This is a genomic window from Pantoea sp. USHLN298, from assembly GCF_037149395.1.
Lineage (GTDB): Bacteria > Pseudomonadota > Gammaproteobacteria > Enterobacterales > Enterobacteriaceae > Pantoea > Pantoea astica.
Genome location: NZ_JBBCRO010000004.1, coordinates 378,237 through 404,848, shown reverse-complemented (window position 1 = coordinate 404,848; position 26,612 = coordinate 378,237). Strand labels below are relative to the sequence as shown.

The following is a 26,612-nucleotide window of genomic DNA, read 5'->3' as shown; positions in this document are numbered from 1 at the left end:
ATATATGTTTAAACGTTTACTGATGATTGCCATGCTGGTCGTGGCAGTGCCATTGACGGCGAATGCGGCCGATCAGAGCAATCCCTACAAACTGATGAACGAAGCGGCGCAGAAGACCTTTACCCGTCTTAAAAATGAGCAGCCGAAAATCAAGCAGGACCCGAATTACCTGCGTGAGATTGTGCGTCAGGAACTGCTGCCGTATGTGCAGATTAAATATGCCGGTGCTCTGGTGCTGGGACGCTACTACCGTGACTCAACGCCTGCGCAGCGCGAGGCCTATTTCAGCGCGTTCGGTGACTATCTGGCACAGGCTTACGGCCAGGCCCTGGCGCTCTATCACGGTCAGACCTATCAGATTCAGCCTGAGCAGCCGCTAGGCGATGCGAAAATTATCGCGATTCGCGTCTCAATTATCGATCCGAATGGCCGTCCGCCGGTTCGCCTCGATTTCCAGTGGCGTAAGAACAGCCAGAGTGGCAACTGGCAGGCGTATGACATGATCGCCGAAGGCGTCAGCATGATCACCACCAAGCAAAATGAGTGGAGCGATCTGTTACGCACTAAAGGGATCGACGGCCTGACGGCGCAGCTGAAATCCTCCGCCGCGCAGCCGATCACGCTGGATAAACAGCAATAATGCGCGAATCGTTAAGCTGGCAGCGTGAAGCCAGCACACTGTCACTGAAAGGTGAGCTGGACCGCGATACGCTGCTGAGCCTGTGGCAGCAGCGTGACACGCTGATCAAAGACGTGGATATTATTGACGTCGCGGCGCTGGAGCGGGTCGACTCTTCCGGATTAGCCCTGCTGGTGCATCTGCGTGAAATCGCCCGGGCGCAGGGCATTACCCCAAGGTTTGCCGGTATCAGCGACAAACTGCAGTCGCTGATTACCCTTTACAATCTGCAACAGATTATTGTTTCTGCGGATAAAAGCGCCTGATTTCCGGTTGTTATGCTAAGCCCCTGTTTTACACAGGGGCTTTTGCGTATTTAAGAGTCAGCCGCTTTCCTCTAAGATGTCCCCCTTATTATTATCAGGTGAAGTTAAGCGCAATGGAAAACAGTGAAATTCAGGCCGTGCTGATGGCAGCATTGCCTTTAGATGAAGTGCATGTGATGAGCAATGATGGCAGCCATTTTCAGGTGATCGCCGTAGGCGAACTGTTTGGTGAGCTGAGCCGCGTTAAGAAGCAGCAGGCTGTTTACGCGCCGCTGATGGAATTCATCGCGGATAACCGCATTCATGCTGTCTCCATCAAAACCTATACTCCCGCTGAATGGGCGCGTGACCGTAAACTCAACGGTTTCTGATCCGTCAGCCTGGTGAACTCGCCGTGCGCGAGTCCGACCTTTAGCTAGTTAATTGAGAGCCGTGTTAATGGACAAATTTCGTGTGCAAGGCCCCACCCGCTTAAGTGGTGAAGTAACCATTTCCGGGGCGAAGAACGCCGCGCTGCCTATTCTGTTTGCTGCCCTGCTGGCTGAAGAGCCGGTCGAGATCCAGAATGTGCCCAAGCTGCGCGATATCGATACCACCATGAAGCTGCTGAGCCAGCTGGGTGCGAAGGTGGAGCGTAACGGTTCTGTGCATGTCGATGCCAGCGCGGTGGATGTCTTCTGTGCCCCTTACGATCTGGTCAAAACCATGCGTGCTTCGATCTGGGCGCTGGGTCCGCTGGTGGCGCGTTTTGGTCAGGGTCAGGTTTCACTGCCGGGTGGCTGTGCGATTGGCGCGCGTCCGGTCGATCTCCATATTACCGGCCTTGAGCAACTGGGTGCCGAGATCAAGCTGGAAGAGGGCTATGTTAAAGCCTCCGTCAATGGCCGTCTGAAAGGCGCGCTGATCGTGATGGATAAAATCAGCGTCGGTGCGACCGTGACGATCATGAGCGCTGCGACCCTGGCGACCGGTACCACGGTGATTGAGAATGCTGCCCGTGAGCCAGAAATTGTCGATACCGCCAACTTCCTGAATACCCTCGGCGCGAAAATCAGCGGCGCAGGCACCGATAAAATTACCATCGAAGGCGTTGAGCGTCTGGGCGGTGGGGTTTACCGTGTGCTGCCGGACCGTATTGAAACCGGCACCTTCCTGGTGGCGGCAGCCATTTCAGGTGGCAAAGTGGTCTGTCACAAAACGCAGCCCGATACGCTGGATGCCGTACTGGCCAAGCTGCGTGATGCCGGTGCAGATATCGAAACCGGTGAAGACTGGATCAGCCTGGATATGCACGGCAAGCGACCGAAAGCGGTCAATGTCCGCACCGCACCGCATCCGGGTTTCCCAACCGATATGCAGGCGCAGTTCACGCTGCTTAACCTGGTCGCGGAAGGTACTGGCCTGATCACTGAAACCATCTTTGAAAACCGCTTTATGCACATCCCGGAATTAATTCGTATGGGTGCGCACGCGGAAATCGAGAGCAATACCGCAATCTGCCACGGCGTAGAAACGCTGTCTGGCGCCCAGGTGATGGCAACCGATTTACGCGCCTCTGCCAGCCTGGTACTGGCGGGTTGCATCGCGGAAGGCACCACGCTGGTCGATCGTATTTATCATATCGATCGTGGCTACGAACACATCGAAGATAAACTGAAAGCGATGGGCGCCAATATTGAGCGCGTCAGCGGCGAAGAGTAAGTCTGCTGAACGGTCCGGAAAAGAGCCAGCCCCATAACAGGGCTGGTTTTTTTGCCGGGTGAAGGCTAGAGATCGTTGTGGTCATCGGGTTGATCGAGCGAGGATCGAATCCGCTGCTTACGATCCAGCAGGCAGTGTGTATCGGGATCGTAGTAGCGGCTGGGCCAGATCTCCGAAGGATGTACCTTGATCGCCTCCGCGATCAGCCATTCACCTTTGGGCCAGGGCCGCGACAGTGCATTCGCCAGCGTTGATGAACTCAGGCCTGCCGCCCGTGACAGAGCGGCCAGCGTGGTACCGCGTTTGTGCAAGGCGGCGATAATATCGGCGGGATGCCAGTCCTCAATCCTTTTCTGCATAAACCTGTTCTCCTTGTCCTTGTTATTGCGTCACCCAGGCGGGCGCTGACTTTCCTTTTTTCAGTATTATCTGGAAAGTTGACGGTTTTTATAGCAAATAGGTTCCGTATGTTTCCAGTAAAATTTGGATCTTAATCCAGATCTGCGTGAACCCACGCAAAAGCGATGCAACAACAGAAACAGGGGAGAAGGAAGTGAGGCAGATAAACAAAACGGAGCCAGAGCTGGCTCCGTCAGGGGTTAAAAATCGCGCTGAACAGACATATGCGCCAGTGATTCCAGCGCGCTGCGCCACGGTGTTTCCGGCAGAATCTTCAGGGCTGCAATCGCTTTATCCGCTTCCTGTTCCGCGCGCTTGCGCGTCCATTCCAGCGAACCACACTGATTCATTGCTTCCAGCACCGGTTCCAGCAGATGCCGGCCATTGCCTTGTTCAATCGCTTCTCTGATCATCTTTGCCTGATCGGGCGAGCCATGCTGCATGGCATGCAGCAGCGGCAGCGTCGGTTTCCCTTCGCTCAGGTCATCGCCGGTATTCTTACCCAGCGTTTCACCGTCGGCGCTGTAATCCAGTAAATCGTCAATTAACTGGAAAGCCGTGCCCAGATAGCGCCCATAATCCTGCAGCGCTTTCTCTTCTTCAGGCGTCGCCTCAGCCAGAATCGCAGAGGCCTGTGAGGCGGCTTCGAACAGGCGCGCGGTTTTACTGTAAATCACCCGCATGTAGCTCTCTTCGGTGATGTCCGGATCGTTTACGTTCATCAGCTGCAGGACTTCGCCTTCCGCGATCACGTTCACCGCTTCCGACATCAGCGCCAGAATGCGCAATGAGCCCATGCTGGTCATCATCTGGAAAGCACGGGTATAAATAAAATCACCGACCAGCACGCTCGCCGCATTGCCGAACGCCGCATTGGCGGTCGCTTTGCCACGACGCATATCGGATTCATCCACCACATCGTCATGCAACAGCGTGGCGGTATGGATAAATTCGATTAGCGCCGCATTGGTGACGTGCAGATCGCCCTTGTAACCCATGGCGCGTGCGGAAAGCACGGCGATCATGGGGCGGATACGCTTGCCCCCACCACTGATGATGTAATAGCCCAACTGGTTGATGAGCGAGACATCTGAATTCAGCTGGTCGAGGATGGTCTGGTTAACGGCAGCCATATCCTGTGCGGTTAATTCATTAATCTGTTCTAAGTTCATTCGTCTTTTCAGCTATGACTCGTTTCTCTGCCATGGTAAGTGCTTTTACCCAGCCAGCGTTCAGGTAATCTGTTACTGATTGTACTTGAATTTTCTGGTTGAGGAACGTTTGCGTTCAGCCTGTGTTTTTTTTCTGCAAGAGAGTGCAAAGTGCTCTTGTCTTCTCCTGGAGTTTTGCGTAGAATTCGCGCCCTATTGTGAATATTTAGCGCGCCGCCTGATGAACTAAAAGGCAAGCGCAGAAGCGGAGTTTTATATGTACGCGGTTTTCCAAAGTGGTGGTAAACAACACCGAGTAAGCGAAGGTCAGACCGTTCGCCTGGAAAAGCTGGACATCGCAACCGGTGAAACCATTGAGTTTGACCAGGTTCTGATGATTGCCAATGGCGAAGACGTGAAAATCGGCGCGCCACTGGTTTCAGGCGGTATGATCAAGGCGGAAGTTGTTGCTCATGGTCGTGGCGAGAAAATTAAGATCGTTAAGTTTCGTCGTCGTAAACACTACCGTAAGCAGCAGGGCCACCGTCAGTGGTTCACTGATGTGAAAATCACTGGCATCACTGCCTAAGAGGAGATCTGACAAATGGCACATAAAAAGGCTGGTGGTTCGACTCGAAATGGTCGTGACTCCAACGCAAAACGTCTGGGTGTAAAACGTTTCGGTGGCGAATCTGTTCTGGCAGGTAGCATCATCGTTCGTCAGCGTGGCACCAAATTCCACGCCGGTAACAACGTAGGTTGTGGTCGTGACCACACCCTGTTTGCTACCGCAGACGGCAAAGTAAAATTCGAAATTAAAGGTCCGAACAACCGTAAATACATCAGCATCGTTGCTGAGTAAGGTTGTCGTGACGCAGACGTTTAACGTCTGAACGCACGAATTAAAGGCCCCGCAACTGCTGCGGGGCTTTTTACATTCTGCGCTCGGTTGCCGTAAAGGCGACGCATCACAAAAGTTTGCTGTACACTTTATGTACGCACTGGCGAAAGCCAATCCTGATTTATCCGCCGCTGGTCAGCGCAGAAGACCCTGGCGGACCCGTTTGCAGAGTGCTGCAGACGATTGTGTGACGGAGATAGAAAATGAAGTTTGTTGATGAAGCGACAATATTGGTCGTCGCCGGTGATGGCGGTAATGGTTGCGTTAGCTTCCGCCGCGAAAAATATATCCCGAAAGGCGGCCCGGACGGCGGTGATGGCGGTGACGGCGGTGACGTTTATCTGATCGCTGACGAAAACCTTAACACCCTGATCGATTATCGTTTCGAGAAATCCTTCCGCGCCGAGCGTGGACAGAACGGCCAGAGCCGTGACTGTACCGGCAAACGCGGTAAAGACATTGTGGTGAAAGTGCCGGTCGGCACCCGGGTTATCGACCAGGGTACCGGTGAGACCTTAGGCGACATGACGCGTCACGGCCAGAAACTGATGGTCGGCAAGGGCGGCTGGCATGGCCTGGGCAACACCCGTTTCAAATCGTCGGTTAACCGTAGTCCGCGTCAGAAAACCATGGGTACGCCCGGTGAAAAACGCGACCTGCAACTGGAGCTGATGCTGCTGGCTGACGTCGGTATGCTGGGCTTGCCAAACGCCGGTAAATCGACCTTTATCCGCGCCGTCTCGGCAGCCAAACCGAAAGTGGCAGACTATCCGTTTACCACCCTGGTACCAAGCCTGGGCGTGGTGCGTATGGACAGTGAGCAGAGCTTCGTGGTGGCCGATATCCCTGGCCTGATCGAAGGCGCAGCTGATGGCGCAGGCCTCGGTATTCGCTTCCTGAAGCACCTTGAGCGCTGCCGCGTATTACTGCACCTGATCGACATCGACCCGATTGATGAAAGCGATCCGGTTGAAAATGCCCGCATCATTCTCGGCGAGCTGGAAAAGTACAGCGAGAAGCTGTTCAACAAGCCACGCTGGCTGGTGTTCAACAAAATTGATCTGATCAGTGAAGAAGAGGCGCAGTCGCGTGCTAAAGCCGTTGCTGATGCGCTGGGCTGGGAAGGGAAGTATTACCTGATCTCTGCCGCCAGCCGTACCGGCGTCAACGAACTCTGCTGGGACGTGATGAGCTTCATCAACGCGAATCCGAAAGAAGCCGAGCTCGAAGAGAAACAGCCGGAGAAAGTGGAGTTCATGTGGGACGATTACCACAAAGAAGCCATTGAAAACGCGGTTGAAGTGGAAGATGAAGAGTGGGATGAGGAGTGGGATGATGAAGACGACGAAGGCGTCGAAATCATTTATCAGCGCTAACCCTCTGTGCGCATCAGCAGACAATAGCTGATGCGTGATGCTCCCTTTTCGGGCTGAAAAGGGAGCATCACACCGGCGTTAGCGCATCACCGCCACGCCCAGACGGGCACTGCAACACAACTGATCCCGACTATTACGAATCTCTATCTGCCAGCTCTGGCTGCGCTTACCCAGATGTAACGGACGACAAATCCCGCGCACCACACCGCTTGATACCGCACGATGATGGCTGGCATTCACTTCCACGCCCACCACGCTGCTGCCTTCCTCTGTTGCCAGATAGCCCGCAATTGAACCCATCGATTCCGCCAGTACCACCGACGCGCCGCCGTGCAGCAGGCCAAAAGGCTGATGCGTTCGGGCATCGACCGGCATGGTCGCTTCCAGATAATCATCACCGATCAGGGTAAAAATGATCCCCAGATGCGCCACCAGCGAGTTCTCACCCAGCGCATTCAGCTCCGCAAGATCGATAGATCGTTTCCAGATCGCTGACATCTTCAGGCTCCCAGCGTTGCGCCGCCATCCACCACGATATCCTGTAAGGTCACATGGCTGGCGAGATCGGAGGCAAGAAACAGCACGCTGGCGGCAATTTCCTGCGGCTGCGCAATCTTTCCGAGCGGGATGCCGAGCTTAAACTGATCCGGGAAGCCCGCGATCATCTCCTGCTCACCGGTCGGCGTATGCCACAGGCTGCGCTGCATCTCTGTGTCGGTGGAGCCGGGTGAGACGATGTTGCAGCGCACGCCATATGGCGCCATCTCCAGACCCACGGTCAGGCAGAGGCTGCGCAGCGCCGCTTTTGATGCGCCGTAGGCGGACATGCCAATCCGCGGCGCGTGCGCTGAGTTTGAGGCGACGGTGACAATCGCGCCCGCCCGCTGCTGCCGGAACACTGGCAGGGTCTGCTGGAACAGGTTAAATGCGCCACCGGCATTGACGTTAAGACAGGCCTGCCAGTCGGTAAACGACAGCTCATCGGTGGCACCAATCCGCAGAATACCGGCGGCGTTAACCAGCACATCAATGCGCGGCTGAACCGCCAGCAAACGCTGGCAAAGGGTTTTCACCTGCTCCGGCTCGGAGACGTCCAGCGTATGACAGGGAAACGGGTAGTCGTGGCCGTGAAAACGTTGATCGAAGGCTTCAACCTGCGCGCCCGCCTGATGAAACGCCAGCGCGGTATGATAACCAATTCCCTGGCCGGCACCGGTTATCCAGACAATTTTTCCGCTGAAGTCGAATGCGTGGCTCATTGTGCAGGCTCCCGTGACAGCAGCGCCCACCAGCCATCAATGCTGGGGTTTTTGGCAAGGCTGACAAAGTCGATATCGCCGTGCACCTGACGCCAGCGGGCCGCCAGCGCCATGACCCGCACCGAATCCAGACCGTAATCGATCAGGTTTTCATCATCTTCCGGCACGTCGTCATCTTCCAGCAGCGGCAGAATCAGCGCCCGCAAATCGTCTTTGCTCAGCGGCAGCGGCATCAGGTCGGCGGTCATCACCACTTTGCCACTGCGGCCTGCGGTGTAGGTCAGCGCCATCATGTGCTCTTCGCGGCTGAAATCTGCCAGCGCATCGGCCACCATAAACGGCTGAATGTTGCGCATAAACGCATCGGTGGCGGTGGTCAGGCAGCCGATGTGGGCATAAACGCCGGTGATAATCAGCTGATCGCGGCCCATCTCCTGCAGGATCGACTCCAGCGGCGAGCGATGGAAGGCGCTGTAGCGCCATTTGGTCAGCACCTGATCGTCGGCATCCGGTGCCAGCGCGTCCACGATCTTCTGCTGATCGGGATGCTTATTCAGTCCTGGTCCCCACATATCGTTGAGCAGCGCACGATCTTCATCGCTCTGCGCATTGGGCTGGGCGGTGTAAAACACCGGAATCCCCTGTGCTTTGCAGTAACGACGCAGGCGGGCAATATTGTCGACCACCTGCTCCACCAGCGGGCTGTTTTCGCCCCAGAAATTCAGGAAATAACGCTGCATATCGTGGATCAGCAGCGCGGCGCGACCGGACTCCAGCGCCCATTTTACCTTGTTGGTCGGCAACTCAGTGGCGGCTGGCAGCGGATAAGAGGTCAGTTTTGGAATAGCCATAGAAAAATCTCCGGACAGATCAGGCTTGCGCTTGTTGATCGGCAAGTTGTTGGCGCAGACGTTTTTTATCCACCTTGCCGACGTGGGTCAGCGGCAGGGCATCTACGCAGGTTATACGGTCGGGCAGTTTGAATTCTGCTACCCCTAATTCACGCAGGTGACGACGCAGCGCCACCGGTTTAACCGGCTGACGGGCCACAATAAAGGCGCAGCTTTTCTCACCCATCAGCTCATCGTTCATCGACACCAGCGCCGCGTGGATCACATCCGGATGACGTTGCAGCAGATTCTCGATCTCTTCTGCCGCGATCTTCTCGCCGCCGCGGTTGATCTGATCTTTCTCCCGGCCCTGAACGATGATGTTACCTTGCGGGGTGATCTCAATCAGATCGCCGGAGCAGTAAAAACCCTGTTGATCAAAGCTGGCGGCGTTATGTTCCGGGCTGTTGTAGTAGCCGCGGAAGGTATAAGGCCCGCGCGTCATCAGACGACCAATGGCACCGGTCGGCAGCGGATTACCCTGTTCATCGGCGACCCACACTTCATCATCCGGCGAGATCGGGCGACCTTGGGTGGTCAGAATGGTGGTTTCATCATCATCAAGCCGGGTGTAGTTCACCAGGCCTTCCGCCATGCCGAACACCTGCTGCAGCTTGCAGCCGATCTCGGTCTGAATACGCGCCGCCAGCGTCTCGCCCAGCTTCGCGCCGCCAACCTGAATGCGTTGCAGCGACGCCAGTGCGGCATTGCTGCCCCATTCCTGAATCGCCTGCAGCCACAGACTCACGGCGGGCGGAACCAGACCGGTATCGGTCACCTGATGCTTTTCAATCAGCGGGAAGCAGAGCGTGGCGCTGGGATCGGCGGCCAGAATCACCTGTCCGCCTGCGTAAAACACCCCCAGCGCGCCCGGAGAGCTCATTGGAAAATTATGCGCTGCGGGCAGGGCGATCAGATAACGGGTGTCAGCGGTCACGCCACAGATCACGTCACTTTCGCGGATGCTGTAATAGTAATCGTTATGGGTGCGCGGGATCAGTTTTGGCGTGCCGGTGCTGCCGCCTGACAGCTGGAAAAAGGCCACTTCATCGCCCGCAGTCGGCGTAGCGACAAAATCACCCACCGGTTCGGCCAGCAGCGCTTCAAGGCTGTTTTCAGCCTGGCCGTTGCCGCGCAGGATCACCTGCTGTAGCCCGTTATGATCGCGGCACAGCTGGTCAATAAACGCATCATCGGCGAACAGCGCGTGGCTGCGATCGGCAATCAGCAGGCGGGGCGCAATCTGGCTGGCGTACGCCGTCAGCTCAGTACGCTGATGACTGAACAGCGCGTTAACCGGCGCAACACCAATTTTAAACAGCGCAAACAGCGTCAGGTAAAACTCCGCCACGTTGCCGAGTTGCACCAGCGCGGTATCACCCGGTTTCAGGCCACGACGCTGCAACGCCGCCGCCAGGTTGTCACTTAAACAGGCCAGCTGGCGGTAAGTGAGCTGTCGATCGCCATCAATAACCGCCACGCTGTCGCGCTGCTGGTGGCGTTCGAGGATGTCGGTCATCGGCAGATCCAGCCAGTAACCTTTTTCGCGGTAACGCGCGGCCAGATCGTCAGGCCAGCGGCTGTAGGAAAGGGTCATACAGGTTCCTTTATTGCAGTCCAAAAGCGCGAAGCATGGTGTCGAGTTTGACGCCGGTTTCGCGCCATTCTGATTCGGGTTGTGAGTCAGCTACGATGCCAGCGCCAGCAAACAGTCGCACGCGCGGGCCATGCACCGTGCCGCAGCGAATGGTCACGACCCATTCGCCATTGCCCTGATCGTCGCACCAGCCGACAATGCCGCCAAACAGCTGACGTTCGAACGGTTCGAGTTGCTGAATCAGCTGTTGGGCGCGCTGATGCGGGAAGCCGCTCAGGGCGGGGGTCGGATGAAGCAGACAGGCCAGCGACAGCGCATTTTCACGAGAGTCGAGCACCTCGCCCTCAATCAGGGTGGCGAGATGCCATAGGGTTGCGGTGGTGATCAGCGACGGCACCTCTGGCACCGACAGCACCCGGCTGCGCGCTTGCAGCGTATTGCGCATCGCATCGGTCACCAGCTTATGCTCATGGCGATCTTTGTCTGAGCGCATCAGGCTATCGCCTGCCGCCTGGTCCAGCTGTGGGTCGGCATCACGGCGGGCCGAACCGGCCAGCGGACAGGAGCTGAAACTGTGGCCCTGTTTGCGGATCATCAGTTCCGGGCTGGCTCCGACCAGCGCACCGCCTTCCGGCAGCGGCAGATGAAAGTGGTAGCTGTTCGGGTTCTGCGCCACAATGCGTTGCATCAGGGCCGCGGTATCCACCGGCTGTTCAGCGGTGATATCCATCAGCCGCGACAGCACTACTTTATCCAGCTCGCCACGCTGCGTGGCAGAGACCGCCTGCGCCACCATATCGGTGAAAATGTCATGATCCGGTACCGCCGTGCGGCGGCGCACCTGCGGCAGATCGTTTTCACGGATTGCGGTTGCCGCGTGCAGATCGGCGCGGTTAAAGGTTTGCCAGGACTCAGGGATAAACAGCGCCGAGGGCTGATTGACGTCAAACGGAATCGCACCTACCAGAATCGGATGGGTAATGCCCTGTTTTCTGGCCGAGGCGAAATGGTGCTGCAATTGTTGCTGAAAATCCCCTGTCAGCGCATCGCCATCGTTGACCGGGGTGGTCAGCGTGGTGAAACAGCCTTGCGTGGTCAGGCTTTGCCAGGGAGAGGTAAACAGGAAACCGCGGCACAACGCGGAGAAATCCTGCAACAAGGGATGTTCAAACGTCAACGATTCCACCATAATTTTCACCTATAAATGATAAGATAATTAATAATGATTATCATTTGTATTGTGGCCCAGTAACCTACGTTGATTAGCCGGAAGTGTCAATAAATACGCGGTGTTTCGGCTGCGTTTTCCTGTTAAATCAGCACAAACAGCAGGGCAAATTGCCAGCAGAAAAGTGGACTGAAATTTATGACTAAACGTGGTGTAAAGGCGGCAATCGCGCTGTTTTTCTTCTGTATCAGTTTCGCGGCGGCGGCTCAGAACGGCTGGCCGCGCACGATAGCCGGCGCAAAAGGCAGTGTGACCTTATCCCAGGCGCCAACCCGCATTGTCTCGACCAGCGTCACCCTGACCGGATCGCTGCTGGCGATTAATGCTCCGGTGATCGCCAGTGGCGCAACGGCACCCAACAGCCGGCTGGCCGATGGGCAGGGGTTCTTCCGTCAGTGGGGCGAGGTGGCAAAACAGCGCGGCGTAAAACGTCTCTATATTGGCGAGCCCAATGCTGAAGCGATTGCGGCGGAAGCACCGGACCTGATTGTGGTCAGCGCCACCGGCAATGATTCGGCGATCAAACTGGTCGATCAGCTGACCGCTATCGCACCGGTTCTGGTGATCAACTATGACGATAAGAGCTGGCAGCAGCTGGTGACGCTACTGGGTGAGGCAACCGGTCATGAATCTGACGCCGCCGCCCGCATCAGCGCGTTTGATGCGCAGGAAAAAGCGCTTAAATCCGCCTTAACGCTGCCGCCGCAGCCGGTTTCCGCCATGGTCTGGAACGGTGACGGTCGCGCCGTTAATCTCTGGACCGAGGCATCGGCGCAGGGAAAATTGCTGCAGCAACTGGGATTCACCCTGGCCACGCCGCCAGCCGACATGCAGCACGGTCACAGCATGGGGCAGCGTAAAGACATTATTCAGCTGTCAGGGGAAAATCTGGCGGCGGGACTGAATGGTCACACCTATCTGCTGTTTGCCGCTGAGCCGCAGACCGCAGAGCAGGTGATGAATAACCCTTTCCTGGCGCAGACCCCAGCGGTGCGTGCCAACGCGGTTTATGCGCTGGGGCTGGATACCTTCCGGCTTGATTTCTACAGCGCCAGTAATTTGCTGACGCGGCTGGAAACGCTGTTCGTTAAATCCTGATATCCGCCGTCTGCGCAGGGCAGGCGGCTTCTAACCGGTGGATTCCGCCTGCTCAGCAGCAGGCGGCTGATAGCGGCGCAAACGCGCCATCAGTAGCCACATCACCATCCCCAGCACGGTGGCGGCCAGTCCCAACAGGCCTGCCGCCTGTTGCGGCAGCAGCAGTGAACCCATCGCCCCAATCATCGCCGCGCCAATCGCGTCACCGGTGACGTTCTGCGCTGTCCACAGGCTGTTGATCCGGCCAAGCAGCGCATCCGGGGTCAGCGTCTGGATCAGAGCATATTGCACCAGGCTGTTGATGGCGCTGAAATAGCCAAACGCGGCGAGGCAGACCAGGCTCAGGCTGAACCACGGCATCAGGCTGAACAGGGTAAGGGCAATAAAGGCGGCAATGGCGCTGGCCAGAATCAGGCGGCCCGGCTGCGCTGACTGCGCCAGCCGGCCGCTGGTTAAGGCTCCGACCGCGGCCCCGAGCGGCACGGCGGCATACATCAGCCCCAGCTGCTCCAGCCCGACCTGCCAGTGTGGCGCCAGTGCCGGATAGAGTACGCGTACCGCACTGGCTAAGGTCATCAGCGCGCCAACCAGCGCCGCCATACCGACTATCGGGCTGGCAAACAGGAAACCCATCCCGGCGGATAAGGCGGTCAGCGGATGTTCACGCGGCTGTGGCGGTGGGGCCAGCGTCGGCAGGCGCAGCAGAGTGAGTACCGTCAGCAAGGTGCCGAGCGCCGCCAGACCGTAGTTCCAGGCCACGCCGCCGTGGGCGATCACCAGCCCGGCAATCGCCGGTGACAGAATGGCGCCAAAGCGCACCGTCAGCATGGTGATCGCGCCCGCTTTCATAATGTTTTCGCGGCCGACCAGCGCTGGCGTGGCGGCCAGCAGCGCGGTCACGCCGATCGCCCCAAAAAAGCCATCCCACAGGCCCAGCACAAACACCGCGATCACCGACGGAGCAGGCAGCAGCGCATTCACACACAGGGCGACAAAACCGAGGCCGCAGGTTGAACGGGCAAACAGGATCAGGCGGCGGCGCTCATAGCGATCGGCCAGTACGCCACCGGTGAGCAGGCCAATAAACATACCGGCACCGGCCAGCGTGACCGCCAGACCCACCAGCAACGGCGATTGCGTTAACTGCTGAATCTGCACCGGGACGGCGACCGCCAGCATACCGAGCGCGACAATCGAGATGAAGCGAGCAATAAACACGGCGCGAAAAGCAGGATGGGTTTTCAGCAGGCTGAGATCGATAAAGTGGGAGGGTTTGTTCATAACGTCGCCTTTTTGCACCCATTTTCCTCATCATTGAGTTTGCGAGTCATGGTAACATACAAAAAATGCGTAATAACGATAACAAGTATCATTATCATAATGGTTTCTATCCCGATGCCATTGAATCCGTAAAGGTTTAACTGTGATGCGTCAATTCCATGTAATAGCAGGCTCAGGGATGCTGCTGTTGCTGCTCCTCGCGCTCAGCCTGATGCTGGGGGCCAAATCCATAGCCTTCCATGATGTCACCCAGGCACTGCTGACCAACTGCTCCAGCGCAGACTGCATCATTGTGCGTGATGCCCGGCTGCCGCGTACCCTGGCCGGGCTGCTGGCGGGCGCAGGTCTGGGCGTGGCGGGCGCGCTGATGCAGAGCCTGACACGCAACCCGCTGGCCGATCCCGGAATCCTGGGGATTAATGCCGGTGCAGGTTTTGCGGTAGTGATCGGCATTGCGCTCTATGGTGCGGATTCCCCAATTGACTGGCTCGGTTTTGCCTTTGGCGGCGCGCTGCTGGCGTCGTTGCTGGTGGCGCTGACCGGGGCGGTCGGTGGCGGGCGGGTCAATCCGGTACGGCTGACGCTGGCCGGGGTCGCGCTGGGCGCGGTGCTGGAAGGCTTAACCTCCGGCTTGTCGCTGCTTAATCCTGACATCTACGACCACCTGCGTTTCTGGCACAGCGGGTCGCTGGATATCCGCAATTTTGCCATTCTGCGCACGACGTTTCCCGCGGTGGTGGTCGGCTCTCTGCTGGCGCTGCTGCTGGCCCGGTCGCTCAACAGCCTCAGCATGGGCGGTGATATGGCGACGGCGCTCGGGACCCGCGTTGTCCGCACCCAACTGATCGGACTGCTGGCGATTGCCTTGCTGAGCGGGGCCGCGACGGCCGCGGTAGGCCCGATTGCCTTTGTCGGATTAATGACGCCGCATCTGGCACGCTGGCTGCTCGGCAACGATCATCGCTGGATGCTGACGGGTACCCTTCTTATCACGCCCTGTCTGCTGCTGGCCGCCGATATTCTCGGCCGGGTGCTGGTGCCGGGCGAGCTGCGCGTGTCGATTGTGACGGCGATTCTCGGTGCCCCGATGCTGATTGTGCTGGTGCGCCGCAAGGCTGGCAGAGGTGCGGTATGAAACGCGTCGTACTTAATGGCACCTGGCTGCTGCTGGCCTGTCTGGCGCTGGCCTTTCTCGGCGTGACGCGCGGCACCCTGCCGATCCCGGCGGCTCAGCTTTGGCAGGTGATCAACGGTGAGGCGGCACGCAATATTCAGCTGATCGTACTGGAATGGCGTCTGCCGCGGGTGATGATGGCACTGCTGATTGGTGGTGCGCTGGGCGTCAGCGGCGCTATTTTTCAGTCGCTGCTGCGCAACCCGCTCGGCAGTCCGGACATTCTGGGTTTTAACACCGGGGCTTACAGCGGTGTGCTGGTGGCGCTGGTGCTGTTTCAGCAGAATATGGAAGGTATGACGCTGGCGGCATTGACTGGCGGCTTGCTGACCGCGGGGGTGGTCTGGCTGTTTAGCTGGCGCAACGGTGTTGAGACTTTTCGCCTGATTATTGTGGGTATCAGCGTGCGGGCATTGCTGATGGCGCTGAATAGCTGGCTGATTATCAGCGCTTCACTGGAAGCGGCACTGAGCGCCGGGCTGTGGAGTGCTGGCTCGCTGAACGGCATCAGCTGGGCGAAAACCACGCCGGTGATCAGCGTGCTGCTGCTGGCGCTGCTGGCGACGGCGCTGCTGGCGCGGCGCATGCGGCTGCTGGAGATGGGCGATGATACCGCCTGCGCGCTGGGCGTTCCGGTTGAGCGCAGTCGTATTTTGCTGATGCTGGTCGGGGTGATCCTGACGGCGGCGTCAACCGCGCTGGTCGGGCCGATTTCGTTTATCGCCCTGCTGGCACCGCAGATCGCCCGCCGGTTGTGCGGCGGCATCAAAGGTGCCTTGCCGCTGGCGGCGCTGTGCGGCGCGCTGCTGCTCACCGCTGCTGACTACGCCGCGCAGCACTTTTTCCTGCCCTATCAGCTGCCGGTTGGCGTCATCACGGTCAGCCTGGGCGGACTTTATCTGATTGCTCTACTGGTGCGGGAGGCGCGACGCCAATGACAGTGACAACACGTTTGCAGGGCGACGCGCTGACGCTCGGTTACGACAAAAAGATCGTGGCGGAGAATCTGTCGGTCACCATCCCTGACGGAGAACTGACGGTAATTATTGGCCCCAACGCCTGCGGGAAATCGACGCTGTTGCGCACTCTGAGCCGGCTGGCCGCGCCGTTACGGGGTGAGGTACTGCTGGATGGCAATGCAATCGCCCGTTACTCCACCAAAGAGGTAGCGCGCCGTCTCGGGTTGCTGCCGCAAAGCTCGAATGCGCCTGCCGGCATCAGCGTCAGTGAACTGGTGGCGCGCGGGCGTTATCCGCATCAGCCGCTGTTTGGCCGCTGGCGTCAGGAAGATGAAGCGGCGGTGCAGCAGGCGATGCTGGCGACCGGCGTGGCCGATCTGGCACAGCAGCAGGTCGATACGCTGTCTGGCGGGCAGCGGCAGCGGGTCTGGATTGCGATGGTGCTGGCGCAGCAAACGCCGCTGCTGTTACTGGATGAACCGACCACCTGGCTGGATATCGCCCATCAGATTGAGCTGCTGGAACTCATGCAGGATCTTAATCAGCAGCATGGTCGTACGCTGGTGGTGGTGCTGCACGACCTTAATCAGGCGTGTCGCTACGCCAGCCATTTGATCGCCATGCGTGATGGAGAGATTATCGCGGAAGGCAAACCGGCTGATATCGTGACGCCGGCGCTGATTGAGGCCATTTACGGCCTGCGCTGCATGATTGTTGACGATCCGGTGGCGCATACCCCAATGATTGTGCCGCTGGGACGCGCAGCCCGCTGATCCGGCCTTCAGCCGTTGGGAAGGCGCGCAGCACTCAGCCGCGCGCCGACAGATTAAAACGCTGACAGCAACTGCTGCAGACGTGGCCCAATCTGCTCAAACATCCGCGGCGAAATGATCTCGACGTGGGCGCAATCCAGCGGCCAGATCTCCAGTTCGGCGACGTAGGGCGACCAGGCGCGACGGGCATCCTGACCGGGCTGCTGCGTCTGCTGCGCCAGGAACAGGGTGGCACGACCGGTAAAGTGCGCGCTGCGGGCGGTGGCCAGCAGTCGCACCGAGCTGGCGTAGTTGGCTTCGATGGTGGTAAACAGCGCCTCCATCCCTTCGCCCGCCTGCTGGCGCTGCGCGGCGATAAACTGTTCGCGCTCCCGGTTCACCTCTTCCAGTACCGCCGGGTCCAGCACGTTTTCCCCGCGTTTCTCATCCCAGTTCTGCGTCTCCGGTGGCCAGGTGTCCAGCAAGCCGAGGAAGGCGACGGTTTCACCTGCTGCTTCCAGCCGCGCCGCGATACCCTGCGCCAGCGTTCCGCCCAGCGAATAGCCGAGGAAATAGTAAGGACCGTGCGGCTGCTGCTGACGAATCGTTGCCAGGTGCGCTTCACACACCGCATCGAGATGCGGTGCCTGGTTGAGCGGACTGGCGAGGTCTGGCGACTGAATACCCAGCAGCGACCAGCGCGCATCGAGATAGCGTTGCAGCACGCTGAACTGCCAGGCAAAGCCGGAGGCCGGATGGAAGCAGAACAGCGTTGGCCCGTTGCCGCGCCGCAGCGGCAGCACCGCTTCAAAACCGGCACGGCTGGCCTCCGCCGCTTCACTGCTCAGCAAGGCCGCCAGTTTTTCCACCGTGGCGGCGACCATAATCTGGCCGACCGAAACCGGCTGATTGAGGCGACGCCGCAACTGTGCCGCCAGCCGCATCGCCAGTAACGAATGGCCGCCGAGAGCGAAGAAATCATCCTGGGCGCTGACCGACTCCCGCTCCAGCAGGGTGGCAAACGCCTGCGCCAGCGTGGTTTCCAGCCCCGGATGCGGGGCGCGCCCGGCGTCTGCGGTTTGCGTTGCTGGCAGCGGCAGCGCTTTACGATCCAGCTTGCCGTTGCTGCTGAGCGGTAACGCGGCCAGCTGGACGATGGCGACCGGCACCATATGTGCCGGTAACTGCGTCGCCAGTGCCTGCCGCATCGCTGCGGCATCAATCGGCTGATCTGCCACCACATAGCCCACCAGCTGACGGGCATCACCCTGCTGATCGTTTCCGCCGCCCAGCACCCGTGCGTGCGTTACCGCCTGCGCCACGCCGGGCAGGGCAGCCAGGGCGTGATCGATCTCATTCAGTTCAATGCGCTGGCCGCGAATTTTGAGCTGATCATCGCTGCGGCCAAGGTATTCAACGGCACCGTTACTCAGCCAGCGAGCAACATCACCGGTGCGATACATCCGGCTGCCGTCGCCATATGGGTCAGCAACAAAACGGCTGGCGGTCAGGTCGGGACGATCCAGATAACCGTGTGCCAGCTGTACGCCGGTCAGATAGAGATCGCCGGCCACGCCAGGCGGCACCGGTTGCAGACCGGCATCCAGAATCCGTAAGCCGGTATTCCACACCGGGAAGCCAATCGGCACGCTGGCACCTTCGACCGCCGCCAGTTCCTCACCCGATGCCGGGTAGTAGCTGACATCCACCGCTGCTTCGGTCGGACCGTAGAGATTGTGCAGGGCGACCTGGGTCAGCGTTTGCCACTGACGTGACAGATCGGCCGGTAACGCTTCGCCGCTGCAGAATACCTGGCGCAGCGTCGCGCAGCGCGCCACGGCATCATCATCCTGCAGCGTGGCGACAAAGGCAGCCAGCATCGACGGAACAAAATGGGTCGTCGTAACGCGGTGGCGGGCGAACAGCTGTTGCAGCGCCTCCGGATCGCGATGCGCGTCTGGCGGGGCCATCACCAGTTGTGCGCCAGCTATCAGCGGCCAGAAAAATTCCCAGACCGACACGTCGAAGCTGCTCGGGGTTTTCTGCAATACCACATCATCGTTGCTGAGTGGATAGTGATCCTGCATCCACAGCAGGCGGTTGACGATCGCCTGATGGCTGACCAGCACTCCTTTTGGCCGACCGGTGGAGCCGGAGGTATAGATCAGGTAAGCGCCATCCTGGGGATGCGGCTGCTGTCCGATTGCCGTCCGGACCGGCGTGAGCAGCGCGTCGTAAAACAGCGGCGTGACCGGTGAAAGGGCCGCCAGCCGGTCAGCCAGTTCACGGCAGGTGATCAGGGTTTTCGGCGCGGCATCTTCCAGCATCATCTGCAGGCGGTCGTCGGGATAGCCGGTGTCGAGCGGCAGATAAGTGGCACCCGCGCTGACGATGGCCTGCAGCGCCAGCGACAGGAAGATCGAGCGCGGCAGTGCGACGGCGACGATATCGCCCGGCGCCACGCCCTGCGCAACCAACTGCTGCGCCAGCGCCGCGACCTGCTGCTGCATCTGCTGATAACTGAGCTGATGCGCCTCATCCGCCAGCGCCGGTGCCAGCGGAGTACGCTGTGCCTGGCTGAACAGCAGGCTGCTCAGCGTCTCCGCCGGCAATGGCATCGTGGTGTTATTGAGAGCCGCTAACTGCTGATGTTCAGCGGGCGTCAGCATATCCAGTTCGCCGCACGGAGCGTCGGGACTGGCGGCCAGCTGTGACAGCATCAGCGCAAAGCGGCTGGCGTGCTGCTTCAGGGTCGTTTCGCGGTAGCGCTCGGCGTTTGCCAGCAGCTCCAGCGTCACATCGCCCTGCTCGCTGAGGTAGATAGCAATTTCCAGATCGCGCACCGGGCCGGAGGCGAGCTGGTGGGTTACGCCTTCAATACCGGCAAAATCGAGCTGGTAATCGAACATCTTGAGGTTGATGACCGGCCCGTAGAGCGGATCGCTGTCGCCGGAGCGGCCAAGATCACGCTGCACCTGCTCGGCATCATAGCGCTGATGACGACGCATTTTCTTTATTTCGCCCGCCAACTGCGCTGCCAGTACGCTCAGCGGCTGGGCCGGGTCGCTGTGTACCGCCATCGGCAGCACATTGATCACCGGACCGGTGGCGCACAGTGCCGCGGAACCGATGCGGCGCATAAAGATGAAACCTGCCGCAAAGTCGTTTTGCCCGCTGAGACGCGCCAGCCACAGCGAGACCAGCGCAATGGCGGTGTCCGCCGCGCTGAGCTGCTGCTGTCGGGTATGCGTCAGCAACGTCTGAAATGCGCTGCGATCCAGCGCAAAGGTATGTCGCAGCAGATCGGTACTGGCGCTCTGACCGGCCAGCGGCAGATCGGACAGCGAGGCGGGCGCGGGGAGCTGTGCGCCTTTTTCACGCCAGAACTGCGCATCACGCTGCCATCCGGTGGATTGCTGATAGCGCAGGTACTCGTCAACCACCTCACTGAACGGGGTAAAGGGCGTCGGCTCCGGCGCTTCATCGCGCTGCCAGGCGCTGTAGAGATTGGCGATACGGCGGGTCAGGGCGGTAAAACTGAAGCCATCGACCACCAGATGGTGATAACGCTGATACCAGTACCAGTGATCGTCACTTAACCGCAGCAGGCTGTGATGATAAAGCGGCGCGCCGCTCAGCACCCGCAGGTCACCGGACATATCCTGCTGCATCAGCGCCCGTGCCGCAGCTGCTGGATCGGCTGAACTGCGCAGGTCAATCACCTGCGGCTCAGCAAAGCGCTGCGGCGCAGGCCACTGCAGGGGTTCGCCCTCCTGCTCGCCGAACGCCATATTCAGCGTGTCCGCTTCCTGCATACCGGCAACGATGGCTTTGGCCAGCAGCGCGCTGTTGATCGCCCCGCGCAGCTCGACAAAGTGCGCCACCGCGTAGGCATTGGCGTGCGGTGAGAGCTGGTCTGTTATCCAGATGCCAGGCTGAGCGGCCACCAGCGGTAACGTTTTCTGTTCAGTCAGATTTGGGGTCATGGTGATCTCAGACATCGTCGCTCCCGCGCTTCGGGCGAATATCGTGCCAGTTTTCATTCAGCCAGCTCAGGCAAAGCGCCTGGGGCTGCGGTCCAAACACCGGCTGCCAGCCTGCCGGAACGGCCCGGAAGGCGGGCCACAGGCTGTACTGCTGCTGATTATTGATCAGTACGCGACATTCCTGCAGCGGATCGTCAAAGGGGTTGAGTTGTTGCATATCGGTCTCCTGCCCATGCAGTGCGGGCGAGATCTCGCCTCGTCCTGCACGCCGCCGCTGACCGCGATCGGTCTGCTGCGTGCAGGCGGGGAGATAAGCGAATCAGGGGTATTGCCACATTGCTTTAAGTCCGGCCAGCAGGCCGCCGCGCCAGCACAGCGCATCGTGTCCCCCTTCAACCGGGTGATAGCTGACCTGATGTCCGGCCGCGATTAAATCACGCTCAAATTGTTGATTCGCTGACAGAATCAGCCGCTCACGCCGTCCTGCTTCGAGGTAAAAGCGGCGCGGCGCTGCCTGCAGCAAACCTTGTTGTAGTTGTTGCGGTAGCCAGCCGTTGGGGTTACCGCGTTCCGGCCACCAGAAGGAGCCGGAAAGGCTGATGGCGGCACCAAAGGTCTCCGGCCAGTTTAAGGTGGCGTAGGCTGCGGAGAGCCCGCCAAAACTCTGTCCCGCCACCAGCGTGCTGCCGTCCGCCACCCGACAGGAGAGGGTTTGCTGAATCAGCGGCAGCAGCTCGTGCTGAACCGCCAGCCAGAAATCGGGATTGCAGGGCAGTTCACGACTGCGGTGTTCGCGATCGATGATATCGATCATCACATAGACCGCTGGTGGCAGTTCGCCGGCGGCGGTGAGCTGCCGGAGCGGACCGGCAACCGGCATGGTTTGCGCCCAGAACTGACCATCCAGCAGTAACGCCAGTGGACGTTCAGCGGGATGCGCCTCACCGCTACAGTAAATCCAGACGTTACGCTGATTGCCCAGCCGTTCGCTGCGCCACAACAGTGATTGCAGCGGAATATCCGCCGGATGGCCGCGATCAACATCGCGCCACAGCGACTGATCGGGCGCCTGCGGCAGATGCAGCGGTGAAACCGCCATCCCACGGCCGCCTGCCCAGCCGCGCAGTGGATTAAGCGGATCAGCCTGTGCCGCTGGGAATTTTTCGCGCCACCATTGCCGCAGCGCCTGCATATCGGTCTGACCGTCGAAGGTCTGCGCCTGGCTATCGGGCATCAGGCAGTAGCTGCCGCGCCAGTCAGCGGGCAGAGTGGTTTGCCACCACCATACATCGGTATGGGGAACGCGTATTAAGGAGGAGGGCGCAGCGGATTGATGATGATCGGTCACGCCGGTGATATTGATCCAGACGCGGCGCGTGGCTGAGTGTGACTCATCGCCCTGCGGATCACGCCAGAAGAAGGTGACCTGGCAGGTGCCTTCTTCACCGGGTTCAATCAGGGGAATGCCCTGTTGCTGCTGCTGTTGCCACCAGGCGTCACTGCCGGTCACTTCGTTTAACCACGTCATACGCGCCATCAGTTGATCACTGCACTTGATTAGGGTCATGCATGTTAGGAATAATAGTATTGATAATTATTTTCATTTGCAATAGGGTGTTTCCGCTCTACAGGGAGCGCGCGCATCCTCTCTGCCGTATCGGGCTTTGGACCAGGTGTAAGGTCGCCTGATAAGGGTCCGCAGAGAACTGGAATGCGTTGCAGGCAAGGTACTTACCTTTTCACCGGCGCGCCGGCAGTAGCCTTTCGCTGGCAATCCAGGAATAAAAAAATGAAAACGTTATCCCGGCTTTCTTTAGCCATTATGATTGAACTGGGTTTCACCACCTCTCTCATTTCTACCGGTGCAGCAGCCGCTGAGCCAGGCATAACCAGCAACGCCTCCGATACCGCCAGCGAAACCACCATGACGGTGACGGCCGCTCAGCAGACGCTTCAGGCGCCCGGTGTCTCCACCATCACCGCGGACGAAATTAAAAAACATCCGCCTGCGCGCGACGTCTCTGAAATCATTCGTACCATGCCCGGCGTTAACCTGACCGGGAACTCCACCAGTGGCCAGCGCGGTAACAATCGCCAGATCGATATTCGCGGCATGGGCCCGGAAAATACCCTGATTTTAATCGATGGCCTGCCGGTCACCAGCCGCAACTCGGTGCGTCTTGGCTGGCGGGGCGAGCGTGATACGCGCGGCGACACGAACTGGGTTCCGCCAGAGCTTATTGAGCGGATTGATGTCATTCGCGGTCCGGCCGCCGCCCGTTACGGTAACGGTGCCGCAGGCGGGGTAGTGAACATCATCACCAAAAAACAGATGGATAATCAATGGCACGGCTCCTGGAGCGGCTATTACAACGTGCCGCAGCATAAGGATGAAGGCGCAACCAGGCGTACAAACTTTAGCCTCGAAGGGCCGTTAGGCGACGACTTTAGCTTCCGGCTGTATGGCGGGCTGGCAAAAACCCAGGCTGATGCTTACGACATTAATGAAGGTCATGCCGCCGAGCGTACTGGCAACTATGCCGGTTCTTACCCGTCAGGCCGTGAAGGTTCGGTGAATAAAGATGTTCACGCCTTACTGCGCTGGGCCTTTGCGCCGATGCAGGCGCTGGAGTTTGGCGCTGGCTATAGCCGTCAGGGCAACCTGTACGCCGGTGATACCCAGAACACCAACACCAATGCGCTGGTGAAAAGTAAATATGGTGAAGAGACCAACCGCCTCTATCGTCAGAACTTCTCGCTGAAGTGGACCGGCGCGTGGGATAACGGCATCAGCACCGATACCTATGCGCAGTACGAGAACACCCGTAACTCGCGCCTGAATGAAGGGCTGGCGGGCGGCACCGAAGGGATCTTCTCCAACAGCAACTTTAATACCATCCAGCTGGATGATGTGCTGCTGCACAGCGAAATCAGTATTCCGTTCGAATGGCTGGTCAACCAGACCGCGACTCTCGGCACCGAGTGGAACCAGCAGCGGATGAAGGACCCCTCCTCGACGACCCAGGCGGCCAATTACGGTTCAATCCCCGGCGTCGCTACCACCGGACGCAGCCCCTATTCGCAGGCGGAAATCTTCTCGCTGTTTGCTGAAGACAACATTGAACTGACCGACAGCACCATGCTGACGCCAGCGCTGCGTTTCGATCATCACTCCATCGTGGGCAATAACTGGAGCCCGTCACTTAACCTGTCACAAGGATTAGGCGATGACTTCACGCTGAAAATGGGGATAGCCCGCGCCTACAAAGCACCGAGTCTGTATCAGACCAACCCTAACTACCTGCTTTACAGCAACGGCCAGGGCTGCGCCGCCAGCACCGGCGCCTGTTATCTGATGGGCAACGACGATTTAAAAGCGGAAAACAGCATCAATAAAGAGATTGGGCTGGAGTGGAAGCATGAGGGTTATCAGGCCGGTCTGACCTGGTTCCGCAACGACTACCGCAATAAGATTGAGGCGGGCACGCTGCCAACCGGTACCGCTTCGAACGGTAAAACCGACATCTATAAATGGGAAAACGTGCCGAAAGCGGTGGTGGAAGGGCTGGAAGGGACGGTCAACGTGCCGTTCTCAGAGAGCGTAAGCTGGAACAATAACTTCACCTACATGCTGCAAAGCAAGAACAAAGAGACCGGCGATCGGCTGTCGGTGATCCCGGAATATACGCTTAACTCGACGCTGAGCTGGCAGGCAACGCAGGATCTGTCGCTGCAAACCACGCTGACCTGGTATGGCAAACAGACGCCGAAAAAGTATGACTACAAAGGCAATCCGGTCACTGGCAGCGCCACCGATGAAGTCAGCCCTTACTCAGTAGTGGGCATGAGCGGCACCTATGACGTTAATAAATATGCCAGCGTCACCGTCGGGATCGACAACCTGTTCGATAAACGCCACTTCCGCGAAGGCAATGCGCAGACCACCGGTAACGCCACGACGGGCGCTTATCTCTACGGTGCCGGTGCCAATACCTTTAACGAATCGGGCCGCACTTACTATATGAGTGTCAACACCCGCTTCTGATGGAGTTAGCCGGATGACTCTGCCGCAGTTAATATGCTCCACGCGCAGGGAACAGGGGCAGGGAAGGGAAGCGTCCCGCGCCACGGACGGCACGGGCTGAGCGGCCAGGAATTGGCTTAAACGTCTTTCCGAACTGCCGCTGTTTCCCGTGCAGGCTCGGTCTTATCGCTGACGTGACCGGACTTTATCAAAAAAATGCAGCAGGTCGATCGCCTGCTGCATTTTTTATCTCTGCTTTATCAGTTGTTCTGATTGATATCGCGGTAGAGCCGGCTCTCAAATCGCACCAGCGGAATACGGCGGGTACGCTGATCTTCCGGCGGGACCGCATAACCGGAAAGGAACTGCACAAAGGCCACCCGCGCGCCGCTGGAGGTGGTGATAAAGCCCGCCAGGTTATAAACCCCCTGCAGTGAACCGGTTTTCGCCGACACTTTGCCATCCAGTCCCGCCTCATGCAGACCGCCACGGTACTGCAGCGTGCCGTCATAACCGGCCAGCGGCAGCATCGAGATGTAATCCAGCGTGCTGTCATTCTTTGCAATGTATTGCAACACCTGCATCATGGTTTGCGGCGAAATCAGGTCGTGACGCGACAGGCCCGAACCGTCAACCTGAATGCTATTACCCATGTCGATATTGGCTTTGGCTTTCAGGATACGACGAATCGCGTCCTGTCCGGCACGGAACGTCCCCGGCACGTTGAAGTAGTGATGACCAATGGTACGGAACACCGTATCCGCAATCATGTTGTCCGACTTCTTCAGCATGGTGTGCAACAGAGTATGCAGCGGCGCCGACTGGGTCGAGGCCAGCACCGTGCCTGGCTCGGTGGCCTGCGACTGACGTACCAGATGCCCGCTGTAATCGATCTCCGCCGCCCGCAGTTCCGCTTTCAGGATTTCGCCCGCCCAGGCCGCGCCATCCTGTACGGCAAAGGCCAGCGGCAACGGTTCGGCGCGTTGACGCATACAGCCGGTCAGGGTGTAGCGATTGAGTTCGCCCGGCACCACGTCCAGTTCGCAATATTGTCCTTCGCCGCTGTTGCGGCCGATGGTGCGTACCTGGCTGTACATGTGCGCCGGATAATAGGAGGCGATACGAACAAACGCATTCTCGCCCGGCGTATTCGCGCTGTAGAGCGAGACAGAAAAACAGTTTTTATCCACGATAGCGGCACCTGGCGGCGCGCTAAAGCACTGGGTCAGGTCGTTCCACGGCCAGCCTGGCGCCATGTCATGGCTGGCAAAAACCGAGGTATCAATCACCAGATTGCCTTTAATATGGGTGATGCCCTGTTTCTTTAACGCTGCCACCATGTTGCGCAGATCCTGGCGACTTAATGTGGGATCGCCGGCAAAACGCGCCACTAAATCGCCGTTCAGCGTGCCATCGACCAGCGCGCCTTTGGTCTCAAAGGTGGTCTGAAAACGGTAATCTCCGCCCAGTTCCAGTAAGGCCGCCAGCGCTGTCACCACCTTCATGGTACTGGCGGGTAACGCCATCTGTTTTCCGTGGTAATCAATAATCGGCGTTGATGCACCCACTTTCTGCACCATCAGCGCCAGATTGGCGCCGTCTGGCAGATACTGCATGTATTCATCAACTGGCGCTGCTTGTGCCTGCAGCATAAATGCACAGGTTAATCCGGTAACAAGTCGTGAAAATCGCATAATCTCGCGGTAACTGGCAGGTGAAGCCGTCAATACTACGTCGCTGGACGGTGGAAAGTAAACGATGACCCGCAGTGAACTCTGGGGTAAAATACGTATCAAATTGCAAAACCCTTTTCTGGCCCGGAATGCTTTCTGGGTCAGGATTCTTTTGTTTGCAAAACGGGCTAATGCGTCGCAGAACGCTTTTTTCTGCA

At 58.7% G+C, this 26,612-nt stretch carries 24 protein-coding genes; 12 read left to right on the top strand and 12 right to left on the bottom strand.

Annotation, left to right across the window (positions count from 1 at the left end; genetic code table 11):
- Positions 1–4 precede the first annotated feature (4 nt).
- From mlaC to murA, 4 genes are all read left to right on the top strand, one after another.
- Positions 5–640, top strand: a complete 636-nt coding sequence (gene mlaC / locus WFK59_RS12800) for a phospholipid-binding protein MlaC (RefSeq protein WP_233985479.1) — start codon at positions 5–7, stop codon at positions 638–640.
- Positions 640–945 (top strand): lipid asymmetry maintenance protein MlaB, encoded by a 306-nt coding sequence (mlaB, locus tag WFK59_RS12795; RefSeq protein WP_233985478.1) that lies wholly within the window; start codon positions 640–642, stop codon positions 943–945. The genes mlaC and mlaB overlap by 1 nt, the downstream gene beginning before the upstream one ends.
- Before the next feature lie 113 nt (positions 946–1,058).
- Positions 1,059–1,316, top strand: coding sequence for a BolA family iron metabolism protein IbaG (gene ibaG, locus WFK59_RS12790; protein ID WP_010251880.1), 258 nt, complete (start codon positions 1,059–1,061; stop codon positions 1,314–1,316).
- A gap of 67 nt (positions 1,317–1,383) precedes the next feature.
- On the top strand, positions 1,384–2,646 hold the full coding sequence (gene murA / locus WFK59_RS12785; RefSeq protein WP_233985477.1) for a UDP-N-acetylglucosamine 1-carboxyvinyltransferase: 1,263 nt from the start codon (positions 1,384–1,386) through the stop codon (positions 2,644–2,646).
- Positions 2,647–2,711: 65 nt separating this feature from the next.
- Here the strand turns inward: murA and WFK59_RS12780 are convergent, their stop codons facing one another.
- Positions 2,712–3,005 carry a helix-turn-helix domain-containing protein gene (locus WFK59_RS12780; RefSeq protein WP_233985476.1) on the bottom strand — a complete coding sequence of 98 codons (294 nt, stop codon included), beginning with the start codon at positions 3,003–3,005 and terminating at the stop codon, positions 2,712–2,714.
- A 240-nt stretch (positions 3,006–3,245) separates the two neighbouring features.
- Positions 3,246–4,217 (bottom strand): octaprenyl diphosphate synthase, encoded by a 972-nt coding sequence (gene ispB, locus WFK59_RS12775; RefSeq protein ID WP_233985475.1) that lies wholly within the window; start codon positions 4,215–4,217, stop codon positions 3,246–3,248.
- Between the two features lie 256 nt (positions 4,218–4,473).
- Between ispB and rplU the strand changes: the two genes are divergently transcribed.
- The 3 genes from rplU (at position 4,474) to cgtA (ending at position 6,473) form a co-directional block, all read left to right on the top strand.
- Positions 4,474–4,785, top strand: a complete 312-nt coding sequence (rplU, locus tag WFK59_RS12770; RefSeq protein ID WP_031375435.1) for a 50S ribosomal protein L21 — start codon at positions 4,474–4,476, stop codon at positions 4,783–4,785.
- 15 nt (positions 4,786–4,800) lie between these two features.
- Positions 4,801–5,058, top strand: a complete 258-nt coding sequence (rpmA, locus tag WFK59_RS12765; protein WP_031375434.1) for a 50S ribosomal protein L27 — start codon at positions 4,801–4,803, stop codon at positions 5,056–5,058.
- A gap of 242 nt (positions 5,059–5,300) precedes the next feature.
- Positions 5,301–6,473: an Obg family GTPase CgtA gene (cgtA, locus tag WFK59_RS12760; RefSeq protein ID WP_233985474.1), complete on the top strand. Its 1,173-nt coding sequence runs from the start codon at positions 5,301–5,303 to the stop codon at positions 6,471–6,473.
- A 78-nt stretch (positions 6,474–6,551) separates the two neighbouring features.
- On the opposite strand, the gene WFK59_RS12755 is transcribed toward cgtA, so the two are convergent.
- From WFK59_RS12755 to WFK59_RS12735, 5 genes are read right to left on the bottom strand one after another with little or no spacing between them, the layout of a single operon-like run.
- Positions 6,552–6,971 carry a hotdog fold thioesterase gene (locus tag WFK59_RS12755; protein ID WP_233985473.1) on the bottom strand — a complete coding sequence of 140 codons (420 nt, stop codon included), beginning with the start codon at positions 6,969–6,971 and terminating at the stop codon, positions 6,552–6,554.
- 2 nt (positions 6,972–6,973) lie between these two features.
- A complete protein-coding gene (dhbA, locus tag WFK59_RS12750) occupies positions 6,974–7,732 on the bottom strand; it encodes a 2,3-dihydro-2,3-dihydroxybenzoate dehydrogenase (RefSeq protein ID WP_233985472.1) in 759 nt (252 codons plus the stop codon).
- Complete coding sequence (locus WFK59_RS12745; protein WP_094122259.1) at positions 7,729–8,583, bottom strand: isochorismatase family protein; 855 nt, start codon at positions 8,581–8,583, stop codon at positions 7,729–7,731. Before WFK59_RS12745 ends, dhbA begins: the two co-directional genes overlap by 4 nt.
- A 19-nt stretch (positions 8,584–8,602) precedes the next feature.
- Positions 8,603–10,219 carry a (2,3-dihydroxybenzoyl)adenylate synthase gene (locus WFK59_RS12740; RefSeq protein ID WP_336755942.1) on the bottom strand — a complete coding sequence of 539 codons (1,617 nt, stop codon included), beginning with the start codon at positions 10,217–10,219 and terminating at the stop codon, positions 8,603–8,605.
- Positions 10,220–10,229: 10 nt separating this feature from the next.
- Entirely contained in the window at positions 10,230–11,408 is a 1,179-nt protein-coding gene (locus WFK59_RS12735; RefSeq protein WP_336755941.1) for an isochorismate synthase, read from the bottom strand.
- A 177-nt stretch (positions 11,409–11,585) separates the two neighbouring features.
- Here WFK59_RS12735 and fepB point away from each other — a divergent pair, with 177 nt between their 5' ends.
- Complete coding sequence (gene fepB, locus WFK59_RS12730; RefSeq protein WP_336755940.1) at positions 11,586–12,545, top strand: Fe2+-enterobactin ABC transporter substrate-binding protein; 960 nt, start codon at positions 11,586–11,588, stop codon at positions 12,543–12,545.
- Between the two features lie 30 nt (positions 12,546–12,575).
- On the opposite strand, the gene entS is transcribed toward fepB, so the two are convergent.
- Complete coding sequence (entS, locus tag WFK59_RS12725) at positions 12,576–13,826, bottom strand: enterobactin transporter EntS (RefSeq protein WP_336755939.1); 1,251 nt, start codon at positions 13,824–13,826, stop codon at positions 12,576–12,578.
- A gap of 145 nt (positions 13,827–13,971) precedes the next feature.
- Here entS and fepD point away from each other — a divergent pair, with 145 nt between their 5' ends.
- From fepD to WFK59_RS12710, 3 genes are read left to right on the top strand one after another with little or no spacing between them, the layout of a single operon-like run.
- On the top strand, positions 13,972–14,961 hold the full coding sequence (gene fepD, locus WFK59_RS12720; RefSeq protein WP_336755938.1) for a Fe(3+)-siderophore ABC transporter permease: 990 nt from the start codon (positions 13,972–13,974) through the stop codon (positions 14,959–14,961).
- Positions 14,958–15,938 carry an iron-enterobactin ABC transporter permease gene (fepG, locus tag WFK59_RS12715; protein WP_233985466.1) on the top strand — a complete coding sequence of 327 codons (981 nt, stop codon included), beginning with the start codon at positions 14,958–14,960 and terminating at the stop codon, positions 15,936–15,938. The genes fepD and fepG overlap by 4 nt, the downstream gene beginning before the upstream one ends.
- On the top strand, positions 15,935–16,732 hold the full coding sequence (locus WFK59_RS12710; RefSeq protein ID WP_233985465.1) for an ATP-binding cassette domain-containing protein: 798 nt from the start codon (positions 15,935–15,937) through the stop codon (positions 16,730–16,732). Before fepG ends, WFK59_RS12710 begins: the two co-directional genes overlap by 4 nt.
- Positions 16,733–16,785: 53 nt before the next feature.
- On the opposite strand, the gene WFK59_RS12705 is transcribed toward WFK59_RS12710, so the two are convergent.
- The 3 genes from WFK59_RS12705 to fes form a co-directional block, all read right to left on the bottom strand.
- Positions 16,786–20,712 (bottom strand): enterobactin synthase subunit F, encoded by a 3,927-nt coding sequence (locus tag WFK59_RS12705; protein WP_336755937.1) that lies wholly within the window; start codon positions 20,710–20,712, stop codon positions 16,786–16,788.
- Entirely contained in the window at positions 20,705–20,914 is a 210-nt protein-coding gene (locus WFK59_RS12700; protein ID WP_336755936.1) for an MbtH family protein, read from the bottom strand. Before WFK59_RS12700 ends, WFK59_RS12705 begins: the two co-directional genes overlap by 8 nt.
- Before the next feature lie 102 nt (positions 20,915–21,016).
- A complete protein-coding gene (gene fes / locus WFK59_RS12695) occupies positions 21,017–22,234 on the bottom strand; it encodes an enterochelin esterase (RefSeq protein WP_336755935.1) in 1,218 nt (405 codons plus the stop codon).
- A gap of 252 nt (positions 22,235–22,486) precedes the next feature.
- Between fes and WFK59_RS12690 the strand changes: the two genes are divergently transcribed.
- A complete protein-coding gene (locus WFK59_RS12690) occupies positions 22,487–24,742 on the top strand; it encodes a TonB-dependent siderophore receptor (protein WP_233985461.1) in 2,256 nt (751 codons plus the stop codon).
- A gap of 239 nt (positions 24,743–24,981) precedes the next feature.
- On the opposite strand, the gene dacB is transcribed toward WFK59_RS12690, so the two are convergent.
- Positions 24,982–26,415: a serine-type D-Ala-D-Ala carboxypeptidase gene (gene dacB / locus WFK59_RS12685; RefSeq protein ID WP_233985460.1), complete on the bottom strand. Its 1,434-nt coding sequence runs from the start codon at positions 26,413–26,415 to the stop codon at positions 24,982–24,984.
- Positions 26,416–26,612: the final 197 nt, after the last annotated feature.